Origin of the sequence: Pectobacterium carotovorum, assembly GCA_016415585.1 — a bacterium.
Classification (GTDB): Bacteria; Pseudomonadota; Gammaproteobacteria; order Enterobacterales; family Enterobacteriaceae; genus Pectobacterium; species Pectobacterium carotovorum_K.
Genome location: CP066552.1, coordinates 752140 through 768718 on the forward strand (window position 1 = coordinate 752140; position 16579 = coordinate 768718).

Annotated in this window: 15 protein-coding genes; 9 read left to right on the plus strand and 6 right to left on the minus strand. The window is 53.0% G+C overall.

Annotated elements, in window-relative coordinates:
• Window positions 1–135: 135 nt before the first annotated feature.
• Window positions 136–861 (plus strand): oxidative stress defense protein, encoded by a 726-nt coding sequence (locus tag JFY74_03340; GenBank protein ID QQG30436.1) that lies wholly within the window; start codon window positions 136–138, stop codon window positions 859–861.
• An 85-nt stretch (window positions 862–946) separates the two neighbouring features.
• On the opposite strand, the gene JFY74_03345 is transcribed toward JFY74_03340, so the two are convergent.
• The gene (locus tag JFY74_03345) at window positions 947–1840 is read right to left on the minus strand and encodes a LysR family transcriptional regulator ArgP (GenBank protein QQG29112.1); all 894 of its coding nucleotides are present in this window, start codon (window positions 1838–1840) and stop codon (window positions 947–949) included.
• A 226-nt stretch (window positions 1841–2066) separates the two neighbouring features.
• Between JFY74_03345 and rpiA the strand changes: the two genes are divergently transcribed.
• Window positions 2067–2726 (plus strand): ribose-5-phosphate isomerase RpiA, encoded by a 660-nt coding sequence (rpiA, locus tag JFY74_03350; GenBank protein ID QQG29113.1) that lies wholly within the window; start codon window positions 2067–2069, stop codon window positions 2724–2726.
• A gap of 294 nt (window positions 2727–3020) precedes the next feature.
• Window positions 3021–4253 (plus strand): phosphoglycerate dehydrogenase, encoded by a 1233-nt coding sequence (gene serA / locus JFY74_03355; protein QQG29114.1) that lies wholly within the window; start codon window positions 3021–3023, stop codon window positions 4251–4253.
• 53 nt (window positions 4254–4306) lie between these two features.
• Here serA and JFY74_03360 read toward each other — a convergent pair whose 3' ends face one another.
• A complete protein-coding gene (locus JFY74_03360; protein QQG29115.1) occupies window positions 4307–5308 on the minus strand; it encodes a zinc-binding alcohol dehydrogenase family protein in 1002 nt (333 codons plus the stop codon).
• Between the two features lie 119 nt (window positions 5309–5427).
• Between JFY74_03360 and JFY74_03365 the strand changes: the two genes are divergently transcribed.
• The gene (locus JFY74_03365; protein QQG29116.1) at window positions 5428–6339 is read left to right on the plus strand and encodes a LysR family transcriptional regulator; all 912 of its coding nucleotides are present in this window, start codon (window positions 5428–5430) and stop codon (window positions 6337–6339) included.
• A 253-nt stretch (window positions 6340–6592) separates the two neighbouring features.
• Entirely contained in the window at window positions 6593–8296 is a 1704-nt protein-coding gene (locus JFY74_03370) for a Tar ligand binding domain-containing protein (GenBank protein QQG29117.1), read from the plus strand.
• Between the two features lie 81 nt (window positions 8297–8377).
• On the opposite strand, the gene ettA is transcribed toward JFY74_03370, so the two are convergent.
• Complete coding sequence (ettA, locus tag JFY74_03375) at window positions 8378–10045, minus strand: energy-dependent translational throttle protein EttA (GenBank protein ID QQG29118.1); 1668 nt, start codon at window positions 10043–10045, stop codon at window positions 8378–8380.
• Window positions 10046–10403: 358 nt separating this feature from the next.
• Between ettA and sltY the strand changes: the two genes are divergently transcribed.
• A complete protein-coding gene (gene sltY, locus JFY74_03380; GenBank protein ID QQG29119.1) occupies window positions 10404–12338 on the plus strand; it encodes a murein transglycosylase in 1935 nt (644 codons plus the stop codon).
• Between the two features lie 72 nt (window positions 12339–12410).
• Window positions 12411–12758, plus strand: a complete 348-nt coding sequence (trpR, locus tag JFY74_03385; protein ID QQG29120.1) for a trp operon repressor — start codon at window positions 12411–12413, stop codon at window positions 12756–12758.
• Window positions 12759–12761: 3 nt separating this feature from the next.
• Here trpR and yjjX read toward each other — a convergent pair whose 3' ends face one another.
• Window positions 12762–13301, minus strand: coding sequence for an inosine/xanthosine triphosphatase (yjjX, locus tag JFY74_03390; GenBank protein QQG29121.1), 540 nt, complete (start codon window positions 13299–13301; stop codon window positions 12762–12764).
• 50 nt (window positions 13302–13351) lie between these two features.
• On the opposite strand from yjjX, the gene gpmB reads away from it, so the two are divergent.
• Window positions 13352–14002: a 2,3-diphosphoglycerate-dependent phosphoglycerate mutase GpmB gene (gpmB, locus tag JFY74_03395; GenBank protein QQG29122.1), complete on the plus strand. Its 651-nt coding sequence runs from the start codon at window positions 13352–13354 to the stop codon at window positions 14000–14002.
• Here gpmB and robA read toward each other — a convergent pair.
• On the minus strand, window positions 13991–14878 hold the full coding sequence (gene robA / locus JFY74_03400; protein ID QQG29123.1) for an MDR efflux pump AcrAB transcriptional activator RobA: 888 nt from the start codon (window positions 14876–14878) through the stop codon (window positions 13991–13993). The two genes, gpmB and robA, sit on opposite strands and share 12 nt — an antisense overlap.
• A gap of 205 nt (window positions 14879–15083) precedes the next feature.
• Here robA and creA point away from each other — a divergent pair, with 205 nt between their 5' ends.
• On the plus strand, window positions 15084–15566 hold the full coding sequence (creA, locus tag JFY74_03405; GenBank protein QQG29124.1) for a protein CreA: 483 nt from the start codon (window positions 15084–15086) through the stop codon (window positions 15564–15566).
• A 55-nt stretch (window positions 15567–15621) separates the two neighbouring features.
• Here creA and arcA read toward each other — a convergent pair whose 3' ends face one another.
• The gene (gene arcA, locus JFY74_03410; GenBank protein QQG29125.1) at window positions 15622–16338 is read right to left on the minus strand and encodes a two-component system response regulator ArcA; all 717 of its coding nucleotides are present in this window, start codon (window positions 16336–16338) and stop codon (window positions 15622–15624) included.
• Window positions 16339–16579 lie beyond the last annotated feature (241 nt).

The window sequence follows — 16579 nt, forward strand, 5'->3', positions numbered from 1 at the left end:
GTAATGCGTTATGTTGTTCGGTAGAGCGATCCGTCTTGTCTCTTTCATTCTGGAAGATACCGTGTTGGTGCAGACAATCTGCCAGCGGCATGCGTGACGAAACATAAGTAAGGAGAGAGTGTGAAACGAGGTATGATGAAACTACATGCGCTGGTGTTGGCTACCGCGGTGGGATTTGGCGGTGTGTCGATGGTTGCGCAGGCTGCGGAACTGCCTGATGGCCCGCATATCGTGACGTCAGGGACATCCAGCGTAGACGCGACACCAGACATTGCGCGTCTGGCAATTGAAGTGAGTGTGTCATCGAAAGATGCAGCGGACGCGAAAAAACAGGTCGATGCCCGCGTTGCACAATATTTTGATTTTTTGGGTAAGAACGGCATTGAGAAAAAAGATATTAATGCTGCCAATTTACGCACACAACCAGAATATGACTATCTGAAAACGGGTGGGTCAGTGCTGAAAGGCTATCGTGCCGTACGTCAGGTGGAAGTGACGCTGCGTCAGTTAGACAAACTGAACGAGCTGCTGGATGGGGCGCTGAAATCGGGGCTGAATGAGATTCGCACGGTAGAATTAGGCGTTGCTAACCCAGAAACCTATCGTGATGAAGCGCGTAAGAAAGCCATTGAGCAGGCGACGAATCAGGCGGAAGCGCTAGCGCAAGGCTTCAATGCCAAGCTGGGGCCGATCTACAGCGTTCGCTATCACGTTGCCAACTATCAGCCGATGCCAATGGCTCGGATGTTTAAAACGGCAGATGCCGCGGTGCAAAGCGAAGCGGCGCAAACCTATGAACAGCAAACCATTCACTTTGACGATCAGGTGGATGTCGTGTTTGAGCTGCTGCGTACGCAGTAACGCTCACGCTAAAACAGGGTTGCGTAAACCATTGATGATACCAACAGGCCTGCTCAGACAGGCCTGTTATTTTTTGCACTATCTCTTATGACTGTCGTAGTACCTGATGGCCGTGCGAGAGCAGAGCGTCCGTCACTTTCCTCATCATCCGGCTTTCCGGCGCGAAGCGGTGCCAGTAGAGCATCCGGCGCTGAAACAGCCCTGGCGTCAGGTCGATTAACTCGTTATTGGCAAGCTCTCTCTCGATTTGCAGATGTGGGATCATGCAGCAGGTTGTGCCTTGTCGCGCCAGTTGTACAAAGGCTTCCGACGAATTCACGATATGGCAAGGAACGCTGCCGGGCGACAAATCAAAGTTCTGCTGTAAGAAAGCCTGATGCATGTCATCCAGATGGTCGAAGGCGACCGCAGGGGCACGCAGCAGCGCCGAACGCGTTACGCCATTCGGGAAATAGCGGGCGGCAAAAGTCGGCGACGCGACAAACAGATAGTCCAGTGCCCCCAGTTTATCTACCAGACAGCTTGGCAGCGGTTGAGACTGAATACTCACCGCACCGACCACTTCACCCCGGCGCAGCCTTTCCTGAGTGCGCGTTTCATCTTCTACCTGCAAATTAAGACGAATCGGTGAATCAACCAGCACCGGCTGTAACGCAGGCAGCAGCCAGGTTGCCAGACTGTCGGCGTTCACCGCCAGCGACAGCAGCAGCGGAATGTCGCTGTTGGTTTCATTACCCAACCACTCTTCTTCGAGCAGTTCGACCTGATGCAGCAGAGCCAGCAGTTTCTGCCCTTGTTCCGTTGGGCGGGGCGGGATGGTTCTGACCAACAGCGGTTGGCCGAACAGGTTTTCGAGCTGTTTAATACGCTGCGAAACGGCAGATTGGGTAATACACAATTTTTGGGCAGCGCGTTCAAAACCACGCTCGCGGATGACGGCATCCAGAGCCTGAAGCGTTCGATAGTCCGGGCGTTTCATGAAAAGTCAAAATCCCCTGAATGAGTCTGTTTTTTTCACTATGCCACATTTTGCTGATTTGCCATGCAGAAATCTTATTTTGGCTGTTGTGTGCAATCACGATTCAGCACGGTATATGTGAAATAATGCATCGGCGGTGAGGTGAATTTGCACGCTTTCCCCAATAAGCATGTTCTATAATACGCACACGTTTTCGTATATCGATTCTACAGGCCAGAAGCAGATTATGACGCAAGATGAACTGAAAAAAGCAGTGGGGTGGGCAGCGCTCGACTACGTCCGCCCAGACACTATTGTGGGAGTAGGAACCGGATCGACGGCTGCACACTTTATTGATGCGCTGGGTTCGATAAAACATCAAATCAAAGGCGCGGTTTCCAGTTCGGATGCCTCAACGGAAAAGTTGAAAAGTCTGGGCATCCCCGTTTTTGACGCTAATGATGTGGATTCGCTGGATGTCTACGTGGATGGCGCGGATGAGATCAACGGACACATGCAGATGATCAAGGGCGGTGGAGCAGCGCTGACCCGCGAAAAAATCATTTCAGCACTGTCACGGCAGTTCATCTGCATTGTTGATGCATCCAAACAGGTTGACGTGCTGGGCAAATTCCCGCTGCCGGTCGAAGTCATCCCGATGGCGCGGTCTTACGTGGCGCGTGAACTGGCGAAGCTGGGCGGGCAGCCGGTCTATCGTCAGGGCGTAGTGACGGATAACGGCAACGTCATTCTGGATGTGCACAACCTGAATATCATGGATGCGGTCGCGGTAGAAAACCACATTAATGGTATCCCAGGCGTTGTGACCGTTGGGCTGTTTGCCAACCGTGGTGCGGATGTTGCGTTAGTCGGCACGGCTGAGGGTGTAAAAACCGTCGTTAGATGAGTTCATGATCGTTCTGGCGTGGTGAACACCCACGTCAGAAATTTTTTAGCTAAAAAAATCTATTTAGTTAATAGCTCATTTTTGGTACTTAATATCACATTTTCTTATTTTGTTTATCGCCGATATGGCGATGCACATCTTTGGCAATATTTTTTGCCATAAATCAGGCGCGCTCCTCTGTGGCGCGATTTGGGCGAAGCAATCGTTTGTATTGCTGACTGCGTAATTTTTGTTATGTTGGCAGAAGCTATTGAGCACTCTGTCACATTTGAAGTCTGAAAATAAGGTCGGGAAATGGCAAAGGTATCATTGGAAAAAGACAAGATTAAGTTTCTGTTAGTGGAAGGCGTGCATCAGAGCGCGCTGGATAACCTGCGTGCAGCGGGTTACACCAACATCGAGTTCCATAAAGGAGCACTGGATCCAGAGGCGCTGAAAGCCTCCATCCGCGATGCGCATTTTGTGGGTATCCGCTCGCGTACCCATCTGACAGAAGAGATTTTTGCTGCTGCGGAAAAACTGATCGCGGTAGGGTGTTTCTGTATCGGGACTAATCAGGTTGAACTGTCGGCCGCGACCAAACGCGGTATCCCGGTATTTAACGCACCTTTTTCCAATACCCGATCCGTGGCAGAAATGGTGATCGGTGAAATGCTGCTGATGCTGCGCGGTATCCCGGCGGCCAACGCGAAAGCGCACCGTGGTATCTGGCACAAGTTGGCTGTGGGATCGTTTGAAGCACGCGGTAAAAAGTTGGGGATCATCGGCTACGGCCATATCGGTATGCAGTTAGGTATTCTGGCTGAAAGCCTGGGTATGCACGTTTACTTCTATGATATCGAAAGTAAATTGCCGCTGGGTAATGCTCAGCAGGTGCGCCACCTGTCCGACCTGCTGAATATGAGCGACGTGGTGAGCCTGCACGTGCCAGAAAATGAAAGCACGCAGGATATGATGGGGGCGGAAGAGCTGGCGCTGATGAAGCCTGGCTCAATCTTGATTAACGCTGCTCGCGGCACGGTGGTTGATATTCCTGCTTTGTGCGAAGTGTTGAGAAGCAAGCATCTGTCCGGTGCGGCGATTGACGTATTCCCACAAGAACCGGCAACCAACAGCGATCCGTTCCTGTCACCGCTGTGTGAGTTTGATAACGTGCTGCTGACACCACATATCGGTGGTTCCACGCAGGAAGCGCAGGAAAATATCGGTGATGAAGTCGCCGGTAAGCTGGCGAAATATTCAGACAACGGCTCTACGCTGTCTGCGGTGAATTTCCCGGAAGTATCACTGCCCGTTCATGGCGTACGCGCCAGTCGCCTGCTGCACATCCATGAAAACCGTCCTGGCATGATTACCAAAATTAACCAGATCTTTGCAGAGCAGGGCATTAACATCGCCGCGCAGTATCTGCAAACGACACCTGAAATTGGTTATGTGGTGATTGATGTTGAAACTGACGGTGCGCAAACGGCACTGCAACTGATGAAGGCAATCCCTGGCACCATTCGTGCCCGTCTGCTGTTCTGATTCGTTTTAATCAGTGAATAAACAGCCAGCCCCTTTTGGGGCTGGTTACGTTTTTAAAGCGCGATAACGATCTTGCCGCGCATATGCCCTTCCAGCACTTTACCGTGAGCCTGCTTCAGCGTGTCTACCGTTAACCCTTGCAGCGTTTCGCTCGCGGTTCCCTGAAGTTTTCCTGCATCAACCAGCTGTGCGACTTCGTGCAAAATGTTCCCTTGTTCCGCGATATCCGGCGTGGTGAACATGCTGCGGGTAAACATTAATTCCCAATGCAGCGCAGCGCTTTTGAGTTTCAGCGCCGTTTGGTCGAGCGGGTTTTTGTTTTCCACGATGGTGCAGATATGCCCCATCGGCGCGATCAGTTTACTGATGGCATCCCAGTGGCCGTCCGTGTCGTTCAGGCAGAAAATGTAATCGACCTGTTTGATCCCTTCTTTTTCCAGAGACTCGACCAGATTGCGGTAATCAACGACCTTATGGGCACCGCGCTGGCGGCACCACTCTGCCGAGTCTGGCTGTGACGCGGTAGCGATGATATTCACCGAACTGCGCAATGCCGCCAGAGAAATCGCGAGAGAGCCTACACCACCTGCGCCGCCGATAATCAACAGCGTTTTCTCACTGTCGGCCTGCTGTATTTTCAGATGCTCGAATAAGCCTTCCCATGCAGTCAGCGCCGTGAGCGGCAGTGCGGCGGCCGCGGCCCAGTCCAGCGAGACGGGCTTGCGTGCCACGATGCGTGAATCAATCAACTGATGGGTGGTGTTGCTGCCGGGGCGGGTGATGTCGCCGGCGTACCAGACTTCATCGCCTACCTGAAGGTGGCTCACGGCGCTACCGGTTTTCAGCACGACGCCGGTAGCATCCCAGCCGAGAATTCGGGGCTGCTGTAATCCATTTTGACGCAATCCGGCATGAACCTTGGTATCCACCGGATTGACGGAAATGGCTTTTACGCCGATCAACAGATCGTATTCACCGGGTTCGGGGATGTCCTGGGTGATGGCAATGAAATTTTCTGGCTGTTGTGGATCAACGGCTATCGCATGAGCGGTCATGGTCTGTTCCTCATTATTTTCAGAATGCGGTCTTGTTAATAGAGCAAAGTGTAGAACACGGAGATAGGGCTGATAAGATGGACAATAAATAATGCAGTGTTCGTCTGAGGTAAACAATCATGTTTAAACAGTTGCAGGATATGGCGCTGTTTGCGCTGGTAGCCGAGTGTGGCAGTTTTACACAGGCGGCGCGTAAAGCCGGCCTGGCAAAATCCAGCCTGAGCCTGCGTATTAGCCAGCTTGAACAGCAGATCGGCCTGCGGTTGCTGAACCGAACGACGCGCCAGCTCAATCTGACGTTTGCAGGCGAGCGCTACCTGATTCACTGTCAGGAGATGCTGCAAGCCAGTGAGCGTGCCGATCTTGCCGTACAGCGCTTGCGTGATAACCCCAGCGGGCGACTGCGTATCACCAGCCCGGCGGGATTAGGTTCCACGCTGCTGGCGCGCCTCACTGCCGAGTTTCAGCAGCGCTTTCCGGCGGTATCGCTGGATGTGCTGATTTCAGATGACGTGATCGATCTGGTGCAGGAGGGCTTTGATGTCGCTTTTCGTACCGGTAAGCCTCATGACTCTTCACTTATCGGGCGTTCGCTTGGGCAGACTCCGCGATACTTGCTGGCATCGCCTGACTATCTGGCGCGGCACGCGGCATTACTCCACCCACAGCAGCTTCAGCAACACCGCTGTATTGCGCATCATGCCTGGACGGAGTGGCTCCTTCATCGCGGTTCAGAACTCTATCGCTGGTTACTGCCCGATTCGCATATTACGGATAACCTGCTTTACGCCCGCGAGTGCGCGATTGCGGGGGCGGGGATTACGCTACTGCCGGATTTTCTCTGTCGGGATGAGGCGGTTTCCGGCAAGCTGGTCAGGGTCTTGCCGGATTGGCAGGCGGAAGCCAACGAACTTTATCTGGTCTACCCTAGCCGCAAACTGAATTCGCCCGCATTGGCATGTTTTATCGACTTTGTTTTACAACATCGCGCGCTGGATGATTACTCAACGTTTTTGAAAAAGCAGCTGTGATGGTCGTACCTATAATGTTTTTGTTTCATTTTTTTAGGTGTTTTTTGATTTTTATTGAAACGTGATTTCTATCAACTTATTTTAGGTACGCTTTAGGCTGAAAATGCCGATAACAATATTGGTTCCTTTTTGCTTTTTTTTATAAAAGGTTTGTTCTGCGTGGCATTATTGTCACGGTGATATCTGGGCTCTGCCGCACCTGTGATGGCAGAGATAATGTAGACCAGTGATGGTGAAAATGAGAATGCAACCGATGTCTATTCAAAAAGAGAAGTTGAGTTACATCAACAATATACGTCTCGTCTCGTTATTTATTACTCTTTTTTCAATTATCCTGATTTTATTTGCGCTTTCTATTAGCACAGCGAGTTATTTTTTAAAGCAGAGTAATAATTCACTTGATAAGGCTAATGAGTTGTCTGATATTCGCGCCGGTATCAGCAGCAGCCTCGATCAGTTACGCGTTGCCAGACTGCTGCTTATTCAGGCGGGGGCGGCAAACCGTATTAGCGATCACGAGGTCTTTAAATCCGCTTCAGATCAGGCTGCTGGTCGCGTCAGAGCCTCGCAGAAGCGTTTGGATGAATACCTCGCGCGTCCAGATAAACTGGAGAGTGAAAGCGTGCTGGATGGCGAAATTCTTAAGGCGTACGCCGACTATCGCGATAACGCAATTCTGGCTATGCAGAAAGCAACCAGTGACGGGGAATTTGAAGATACGGTTACGCTGGAAAGTACGCTAGCTCGTCAGCTAGATGAAGCGTTCAGTGTTCCCGTACGCAAGAAAGTGACTGAACTCACGAAAGCCGCGCAGGATATCAACCTGCGTGCGGCGGAGAATGCCAAGCTGGGTTACTGGATGATGGCGGGCTCATTTGTCCTGTCTATCATTATGGCGATCATGGCCTACATCATGGTGCGCAATGTGATCCTCGCGCCAATCAACAGACTGGTTGAGCGTATCCAGAAGATTGCCGCAGGCGATCTGACGCAGCCGGCGATGGTGATGGGGCGTAATGAAATCGGCATTCTGGGGACGAATATCCAGAACATGCAGGCGGAACTGACGGATACGGTGACGATCGTGCGCGAAGGCGCGGATTCGATCTATCAAGGGTCGTCAGAAATTACGGCGGGTAACGTCGATCTTTCTTCACGCACCGAACAGCAGGCGGCCGCGCTGGAGGAAACCGCCGCGAGCATGGAACAACTGACCGCAACAGTGAAACAGAACTCTGACAATGCCCATCACGCCAGCCAACTGGCAAAAAATGCCTCTGAAAAAGCGGAGAAGGGCGGGCAGATCGTGAAGAACGTGGTGGATACCATGCAGGACATTTCTACCAGTTCACGCCGTATTTCCGAAATCACTTCCGTCATTAATAGCATCGCTTTCCAGACCAACATTCTGGCGCTGAACGCGGCGGTAGAAGCTGCGCGGGCGGGTGAGCAAGGGCGTGGTTTTGCCGTGGTAGCGGGCGAAGTCCGTAGTCTGGCACAGCGTAGTGCACAGGCAGCGAAAGAGATTGAAGGGCTGATTGGCGAATCGAGCAGGCTGGTGGATACCGGATCTGGGCTCGTGTCTCAGGCGGGCACAACCATGGGTGAGATTGTCCGCGCGGTTGTCAGCGTGACCGACATCATGGGTGAAATTGCTTCCGCTTCTGACGAACAGAGCCGTGGCATTGGGCAGGTGAGTCAAGCCGTGTCTGAAATGGATAGTGCGACGCAGCAGAATGCGGCGTTGGTGCAGGAAGCCTCGGCGGCAGCCGTTTCACTTGAAGAACAGGCTGCACGTCTGACGCAGGCTGTCTCGGTATTCAAGCTGGCTGGCGTGGCTCAGAGACTGAAATCGTCCTTACCGAAGGCTGCACCGCAACCGCGCTTAGCGCCAGCGATGGCTCTCGCCGGAGCCAGTAGCAAAGGCAGCGATAGTCAAAACTGGGAAACGTTCTGATTAGGTAAGTGAAGCAGTATTGGAAAGAAAAATGGCCCGCAATTTATTGCGGGCCATTTGTTTATCACGTTCGATGACGGCTTATTTAGCGATCTTCTTGTATTTGATGCGGTGTGGTTCCAGCGCATCGGCACCCAGCGTACGCTTCTTGTACTCTTCGTACTCGGTAAAGTTACCTTCGAAGAATTCCACTTTACCTTCATCCTGATAATCCAGAATGTGCGTTGCGATACGGTCGAGGAACCAACGGTCATGCGAGATCACCATGGCACAGCCAGGGAATTCCAACAGGGCGTTTTCCAGCGCGCGCAGGGTTTCGATATCCAGGTCGTTGGTGGGTTCATCGAGCAGCAGCACGTTGCCGCCTACCTGCAGCAGCTTCGCCAGATGCAGACGGCCGCGTTCACCACCGGACAGTTCGCCAACGCGTTTGCCCTGATCAACTCCTTTAAAGTTGAAACGGCCAACGTAAGCGCGGCTTGGCATTTCGGTGTTGCCGATACGCATGATGTCCTGCCCGCCAGAAACTTCTTCCCAGACGGTTTTGCTGTTGTCCATCGCATCACGGAACTGGTCAACTGACGCCAGTTTTACCGTTTCGCCCAGCTCAATCGAGCCGCCATCTGGCTGTTCCTGACCGGACATCATGCGGAACAGGGTCGATTTACCGGCACCGTTCGGGCCAATAATGCCGACAATCGCGCCTTTCGGTACGGAGAAAGACAGCCCGTCGATGAGCTGACGTTCGCCGTAAGACTTGCTGAGGTTGGTGACTTCCACCACTTTATCGCCGAGACGAGCACCAGGCGGAATAAACAGTTCGTTAGTTTCGTTACGTTTCTGGTATTCGGTGTTGTTCAGCTCTTCAAAGCGTGCCAGACGTGCCTTACCTTTGGACTGACGGCCTTTAGCGCCTTGACGCACCCACTCCAGCTCTTTCTCAATGGATTTACGGCGTGCCGCTTCCTGAGAGGCTTCCTGTGCCAGACGCTGATCTTTCTGCTCCAGCCAAGAAGAGTAGTTGCCTTCCCACGGAATACCTTCGCCACGGTCCAGCTCCAGAATCCAGCCCGCTACGTTATCGAGGAAGTAACGGTCATGGGTAATCGCCACTACGGTGCCTTCGAAATCGTGCAGGAAACGTTCCAGCCAGGCGACAGATTCGGCATCCAGGTGGTTGGTCGGTTCGTCGAGCAGCAACATATCCGGCTTTTCCAGCAGCAGACGGCACAGCGCCACGCGGCGACGTTCCCCCCCGGACAGGGTAGCGATTTTTGCATCCCACTCCGGCAAGCGCAGCGCATCAGCGGCACGCTCTAGCTGGTTATCCAGATTATGACCGTCGTGCGCCTGAATGACTTCTTCCAACCGGCCTTGTTCGGCGGCCAATTTATCGAAGTCTGCATCCGGGTCAGCATACAGCGCATAGACTTCATCAAGACGCTTCAGCGCGGTGACGACTTCAGATACCGCTTCTTCTACGGATTCACGTACGGTGTGCTCCGTGTTTAGCTGCGGTTCCTGCGGCAAATAGCCGATTTTGATTCCAGGTTGTGGGCGAGCTTCGCCCTCGATGTCCGTATCAATGCCAGCCATAATACGCAACAGCGTTGATTTACCGGCTCCGTTCAGACCCAGCACGCCGATCTTGGCACCGGGGAAAAAACTGAGGGAGATGTTTTTCAGAATGTGACGCTTCGGCGGTACGACCTTACCGACGCGATGCATGGTATAAACATATTGAGCCACGTTGCGACTTCGCCTCTCTCTTATCTCTATGATTTGTCACCATAAGCGGGTGACCATATGTAGCACTGTGTTACCTAATACTAAATCGCTGCCAAGGAAATACCCCAGCAGCGGATCGATTATTCTAGGCGCATTACTCTAAGTATGAAGTGTAGCGGGTTTCGGCCCGCGATCCCAGCTATCCGGCGATTTGCCGTGGTCGATCTGAGACCTCGGCCCGCCTGATGAATTTCAGAATCGGTTTGCGGATCGGCATATCGTTGTCTGGCATGATGTGCCACACTGGATCTGCCCGATAGGATAGGGGTATCGATACGATGAAGGATGCCGATAGCAAGTTCGATAACGGATGAGGTTAATGCAGGTGATAAAAGCGGGTCATTGGTGGTACGCCGTTTCGGCGATATGTCTGGCTGGGTTTTCCGGCCATGTGCTGGCGGATTCTCTGGACGAACAGCGTCAGCGCTATCAGCAGGTTAAGCAAGCATGGGACAGCAACCAGATGGACACGGTGGCGCAGCTGATGCCAACGCTGCGCAGTTATCCACTTTATCCTTATCTTGAATACCGTTCGCTCACGCAGGATCTGAGTCAGGTCAGTGCGACGCAGGTGAAGCAGTTTATGGCAACGCACCCGACGTTGCCGCCTGCCCGTAATCTCTCTACCAGCTTTGTGAATGAACTGGCGCGTCGTCAGGACTGGATTGGGCTGCTGGCATTTAGCCCCCAGCCGCCGAAGCCGGTCAGCGCCCGCTGTAACTTTTATTACGCCCAATGGGCAACGGGTCAGCGTCAGGGCGTGTGGGAAGCCACGCGTGATATCTGGCTGACAGGACGCTCGCTCCCTACCGTGTGCGATAAACTCTTCTCCGTCTGGCAGCAGGCAGGCGAACAGACGCCGCTGACGACGCTGGAACGCGCACGTCTGGCAATGGACGAAGGCAGCGGCAGTCTGGTGAGCTATCTCATCAAGCAGTTACCCGACGATTATAAAACGATGGGCGATGCGCTGCTGAAACTCCAGAACGATCCGAATTCGCTGGAGAGCTTCGCCCGTACCGTCGGACCGACGGATTTTACGCGTAAAGTCACGCTCTCGGCCTTCACGCGCACGGCGCGCCAGGATGCCGATAATGCCCGTTCAATGCTGCCGGTTATTGTCCGTTTGCAGAAAATGAGTGCCGCAGAGCGTCAGGCAATGGAAGAAACCATCGCCTGGCGTTTGATGGGCAACGATGCCACGCCAGAGCAGGCGCAGTGGCGGGATGACGTAGTGAGAAAGAGCACGTCAACCACGTTGCTGGAACGCCGCGTACGTATGGCGTTGGGTGCAGGCGATCGTCAGGGGCTAACAAGCTGGATGGCGCGCTTACCGGCGGAGGCGTTACAGAAAGACGAATGGCGCTACTGGCGCGCGGCGGCGCTGTTGGATCAGGGCAAACGTCAGGAAGGCGAGACGCTATTACGCAGCCTGATGCAGGAACGCGGGTTCTATCCGATGGCGGCGGCGCAGAAACTGAACGAGCGCTATCCCATTACTATCATGACGGCAGTGAAGCCAGATCCTTCTTTGTCTCAGCTACCGGAAATCACTCGCGTGCGGGAGTTGATGTTCTGGCAGATGGATAATCTGGCGCGCAGCGAGTGGGTCGGGCTGGTGGCTAATCGCAGCAAGCCGCAGCAGGAAGCGCTGGCTCGCTATGCGTTTGAGCAGCGCTGGGCGGATTTGAGCGTGCAGGCGACGATTGTCGCGAAGCTGTGGGATCATCTGGAAGAGCGTTTCCCGCTGGCCTGGAACGATGAATTCCGCCGTGAAACGCAGGGGAAAGGCATCAGCCAGAGTTATGCGATGGCGATAGCTCGTCAGGAGAGCGCCTGGAACCCGAAAGCACGTTCCCCGGTTGGTGCATCGGGCCTGATGCAGTTGATGCCCGCGACAGCGCAGCATACGGCCAAAATGAGCAATATCACGTTCTATACGAACACCAGCCAGTTGTTCGATCCCGAAACCAATATCCTGTTAGGGACGAGCTATCTGGAGTACGTGTACCAGACATTTGGCCGTAACCGCATTCTGTCTTCAGCGGCTTATAATGCCGGGCCGTCGCGTGTGAATACCTGGCTGAAGAACAGCGCAGGGCGCATCGATCCCGTTGCGTTTATCGAAAGTATTCCGTTCTCAGAAACCCGGGGTTACGTGAAAAATGTGCTGGCGTATGACGTCTTCTATCGCTATTTCCTTAATCAGCCAGCCAGTGTGCTGACGGATGCGGAATGGCAGCGGCGTTATTGAGACGCGGCGTTGCGCTCGTTGCCTGAAATTGTGTTATGCTGCCGTACTAGTTAAATAGTATGGCAGCCCGTTATGACTCCGTTATCGCTTATCGACCCAGCACTTTCTGAACAAGACAATGAGCACTGGTTACGCTTTGTCGCGCTATTGCAGCAGTCTATTGCGGAGGATCTTCAATTGCCGCTGCTTCAACTCTTGCTGACGCCGGATGAGCGTACAGCGTTGGGAACGCGGGTGCGAATTATACAGGAGCTAATGCGGGGTGAAATGAGCCAGCGTGAGCTGAAAAGCGAGTTAGGTGCGGGAATTGCGACGATTACACGCGGTTCAAACAGTCTGAAAGCCGCGCCCCCCGCGTTAAAAAGCTGGCTGGAAGCGCAGTTGCTGTCGGCAGATAAGCCGTTAGGTGACGATGCGTAACCGTTACGGTTTTGCTGCCTGAACGGGAATCTGATAGATCGGATTATGGAACGGCACCAGGGCCAGCAGCAGCGCCTGATGGTATACGCTGGTACGCGACAATTTGCCGTCGGTGAAGACGCCGATGGCACCACCTTTATGTTTAATATTCTGAACGCCCGTCAAACGCTCCATTTCATCGCCTAATTCCCGCCCTTCACGGATACCATGTAATATACTTTCTGGAAGAACCAGGCTTGCAGAACGTGATTCGCCACGCAGGTGAGCATTTTCGATCACCATCCAGGCGAAAGTCATGCTTTCTTCAATGCCTGCTTCGACACCGACCCAAAAATCGGCTTCTGGACGCACCTGGCGTGCCATCATGACGCGGTTTCTGGCGCCCGTACGGGTTTCGAGAGAGCCAAGAGGCTGGCGCGGGACACCACTGTCGACGTCAACGCCTTCGATGCGGCAGTTTTCTGCACCAAAGACATCGGTGAATGCCAGAGTAATAGCCTTAATCTTTGCCGGGTTGGTAGTTGCAGCAACAACGTGATACATAACAGTTTCGTACCTTTAGTTAATTTGACGCAGTATAACGGAAAATAACCATGTTACAGGTATATCTTGTTCGCCACGGCGAAACGGAATGGAATGTGGCTCGACGTATTCAAGGTCAATCGGACAGTGCGCTGACGCCAAGAGGTGAGCAACAGGCACAGCAAGTTGCTGGACGAATCAGGACGTTAGGGATTACGCATATTTTTACCAGCGATCTCGGAAGAACGCGTCAGACGACAGAAATCATCGCTAAATCTTGTGGTGATTGCCAGATAATCCTGGAGCCCGGGTTACGTGAATTGAACATGGGCGTCTTAGAAGCCCGCGATTTGGATTCACTGACCGACGGGGAAGAAAGGTGGCGTAAAGGGCTGGTGGATGGCACGCCCGATGGCCGCATCCCAGAAGGCGAGTCGATGGTTGATGTGGCATTGCGCATGCACGGTGTTCTGGAACGTTGTCTGGCGTTGCCAGCGGGAAGTCGTCCTTTGCTGGTTAGCCACGGGATGGCGCTGGGGTGCTTGCTGAGTACGGTTCTGGGGTTACCCGCATCGGCTGAACGGCGCTTGCGTCTGCGCAACTGTTCCCTGTCGCGCATTGATTATCAGCAAAGCCCGTGGCTAGCACCCGGATGGGTGGTGGAAACGGCCGGAGATATTTCGCATTTGGATATTCCGGCACTGGATGAGTTACAGCGCTGAGAGCGGCTCGGTATGTTGGATGGGGATAAAATACTCGCAGCGGATGATAGCGGGTATTTCCCCGTCTGTATCGCGGTTAGGGTGAAAACGCTCGGCATCAAACCCTTTGCGGCGCGTGAGCTGAAAGGTCGGCAGACAGGTGTCATACAGGCTGATAATAAAATCCTGTAGCTCGTCATTTGGCCCTTCAAAAACAAACATCGCGTAGTCGCCGCCCGGTAGCGTGACGGGCTCGCCAGTGTGGACGTCATCGGGCAGATACTGTGGCTCCAGCGCGGTGGTGTAGAGCACTTCGTGTTCGTCGTCTTTCTCTTTACTCGGCCGTGAATGATGCAACCCGTAAAGTACGGGAGGAACGGAGCAGGTCTCTCCTAAAAACTGACGCCAGTAGTGGACGCGAATTTCCGTACGGAAGTTACAAATCTGCTCCAGACGGCAGTTATAGGTTTGCGTTAGCCCAAGCAACTGTGTCTCTGGCAGCGTGATAAACTGCGGCTGCGGCAGCGTAAACGCACCGAGTCGGATCGGCGGACGAAGGCCAAAAGTATTCCAGTTATCGGAACGACGATAAGACGCTGGCGTTTGGGTAAACTGCTTTTTAAACGCGCGGGTAAACGTCTGTTGTGAATCAAAACGGTATTGCAGGGCAATATCCAGGATAGGGCGGCTGGTCAGGCAGAGTGCCACCGCCGCTTTGGTTAATCTCCGCGCTCGGATATATGAACCAATGGCATGGCCCGTCACATCTTTGAACATTCTTTGCAGATGCCACTTGGAATAACCCGCTTTCGCCGCCACATTATCGAGTGATAGCGGCTGGTCGAGATGGCTTTCCAGCCAGTTAAGCAAGTCACGTATGATACCGGCTTGATCCATAATCTTCCTCATCAAACACATTGAGCGCGAGCGTATTGAGATCCCGCATCATAGCAATATTTTCACTTTGGTACTGCCGAAGATTTTTGAAAATGTTCCGCAGGTAATTTGGATAAGGAGGGAGATTATAGCGGTTTATTTTGCTCATCCCCTTTTTAATTGTGGTTATTAACCATTTGTTATGAATTGTCACAGGGCCTGAAATATGAACATAACGCGCATCATGGGAGCGGGTCTGCTATTGCTATCCACCGCAGGCGTTGTCAGTGCGGAAGAAGTTGGGTCTGTCGATACGGCCTTTAAACTGCTGGGGCCGGATCACAAGATCGTAGTGGAAGCGTTTGACGATCCGGATGTATCCAATGTGACCTGCTACATTAGCCGAGCTAAAACAGGCGGAATCAAGGGCGGATTAGGGCTGGCGGAAGACACGTCGGATGCGGCTATTTCCTGCCAGCAGGTTGGGCCGATTACGCTGTCCGATAAAATCAAAAACGGCGGCGATCGCGGATCCGTGGTGTTCCAGAAAAGAACATCGTTGGTTTTCAAGAAATTGCAGGTTGTTCGATTTTACGATCAAAAGCGCAATTCGCTGATCTACCTTACTTATTCCGATCGCTTAGTCGATGGTTCGCCGAAAAATGCGTTAAGCGCGGTGCCGGTTATGCCGTGGGGAAAGAGTGAATAACGTGCGGTAAGAAGGGAAAACAGCCGGAGCAGATGCCTGCTCCGGCTGAGGGGAATTAATTTTCCAGATCGCCGCAGAAGCGGTAGCCTTCGCCGTGGATCGTCGCGATGATTTCTGGCGTATCAGCTGTGGATTCAAAGTGCTTGCGGATACGACGGATAGTGACGTCAACGGTACGGTCGTGTGGCTTAAGCTCACGGCCCGTCATTTTCTTCAGCAGTTCTGCACGAGACTGAATCTTGCCTGGGTTTTCGCAGAAGTGCAGCATGGCGCGGAATTCACTGCGCGGCAGCTTGTATTGTTCACCAGCCGGGCTAATCAGAGAACGGCTATTGATGTCCAGTTCCCAGCCGTTGAAACGATAGCTTTCCACCAGACGACGCTCTTCGGTGCCACTGCCCAGATTCATGGTACGTGACAGCAGGTTACGTGCGCGGATCGTCAGTTCACGTGGGTTGAACGGTTTGGTGATGTAGTCATCCGCACCGATTTCCAGACCGAGGATCTTATCGACTTCATTGTCGCGGCCAGTGAGGAACATCAAGGCAACGGTGGCTTGCTCGCGCAATTCACGTGCCAGCAACAGGCCGTTCTTTCCTGGCAGGTTGATGTCCATGATCACCAGATTGATGTCATTCTCGGACAAAATGTGGTGCATTTCTGCGCCATCAGTGGCTTCGTGAACAACGTATCCTTCCGCCTCAAAAATGCTTTTGAGGGTATTACGAGTTACTAGCTCGTCTTCAACAATAAGAATGTGCGGCGTCTGCATGTTTGCTACCTAAAATTGCCAACTTAAATTATAGAAATCGGAAGTACAGAAGTCGCTGTCATACCCTGCTGGCCCGCTGGCTACAACGCCAGTTATTCTGGGTACTTCCCTGGAGCTTATCGAGGTAGACTACGCTCTCGCTCAACGTCAGACTCAAGTACGTAAATGCGTTACTGGTGTTCATTCTCTACCCGCTTAGAGGTACTGCTAGCGGGTGAGCGTGGCGCTAATTTAACTGCGC

Bases quoted from the DNA above. Each gene is read 5' to 3' on its own strand.
- JFY74_03340 (QQG30436.1), top strand. From the start codon at position 136: ATGAAACTACATGCGCTGGTGTTGGCTACCGCGGTGGGATTTGGCGGT.
- JFY74_03345 (QQG29112.1), bottom strand. From the start codon at position 1,840: ATGAAACGCCCGGACTATCGAACGCTTCAGGCTCTGGATGCCGTCATC.
- rpiA (QQG29113.1), top strand. From the start codon at position 2,067: ATGACGCAAGATGAACTGAAAAAAGCAGTGGGGTGGGCAGCGCTCGAC.
- serA (QQG29114.1), top strand. From the start codon at position 3,021: ATGGCAAAGGTATCATTGGAAAAAGACAAGATTAAGTTTCTGTTAGTG.
- JFY74_03360 (QQG29115.1), bottom strand. From the start codon at position 5,308: ATGACCGCTCATGCGATAGCCGTTGATCCACAACAGCCAGAAAATTTC.
- JFY74_03365 (QQG29116.1), top strand. From the start codon at position 5,428: ATGTTTAAACAGTTGCAGGATATGGCGCTGTTTGCGCTGGTAGCCGAG.
- JFY74_03370 (QQG29117.1), top strand. From the start codon at position 6,593: ATGTCTATTCAAAAAGAGAAGTTGAGTTACATCAACAATATACGTCTC.
- sltY (QQG29119.1), top strand. From the start codon at position 10,404: ATGCAGGTGATAAAAGCGGGTCATTGGTGGTACGCCGTTTCGGCGATA.
- trpR (QQG29120.1), top strand. From the start codon at position 12,411: ATGACTCCGTTATCGCTTATCGACCCAGCACTTTCTGAACAAGACAAT.
- yjjX (QQG29121.1), bottom strand. From the start codon at position 13,301: ATGTATCACGTTGTTGCTGCAACTACCAACCCGGCAAAGATTAAGGCT.
- gpmB (QQG29122.1), top strand. From the start codon at position 13,352: ATGTTACAGGTATATCTTGTTCGCCACGGCGAAACGGAATGGAATGTG.
- robA (QQG29123.1), bottom strand. From the start codon at position 14,878: ATGGATCAAGCCGGTATCATACGTGACTTGCTTAACTGGCTGGAAAGC.
- creA (QQG29124.1), top strand. From the start codon at position 15,084: ATGAACATAACGCGCATCATGGGAGCGGGTCTGCTATTGCTATCCACC.
- arcA (QQG29125.1), bottom strand. From the start codon at position 16,338: ATGCAGACGCCGCACATTCTTATTGTTGAAGACGAGCTAGTAACTCGT.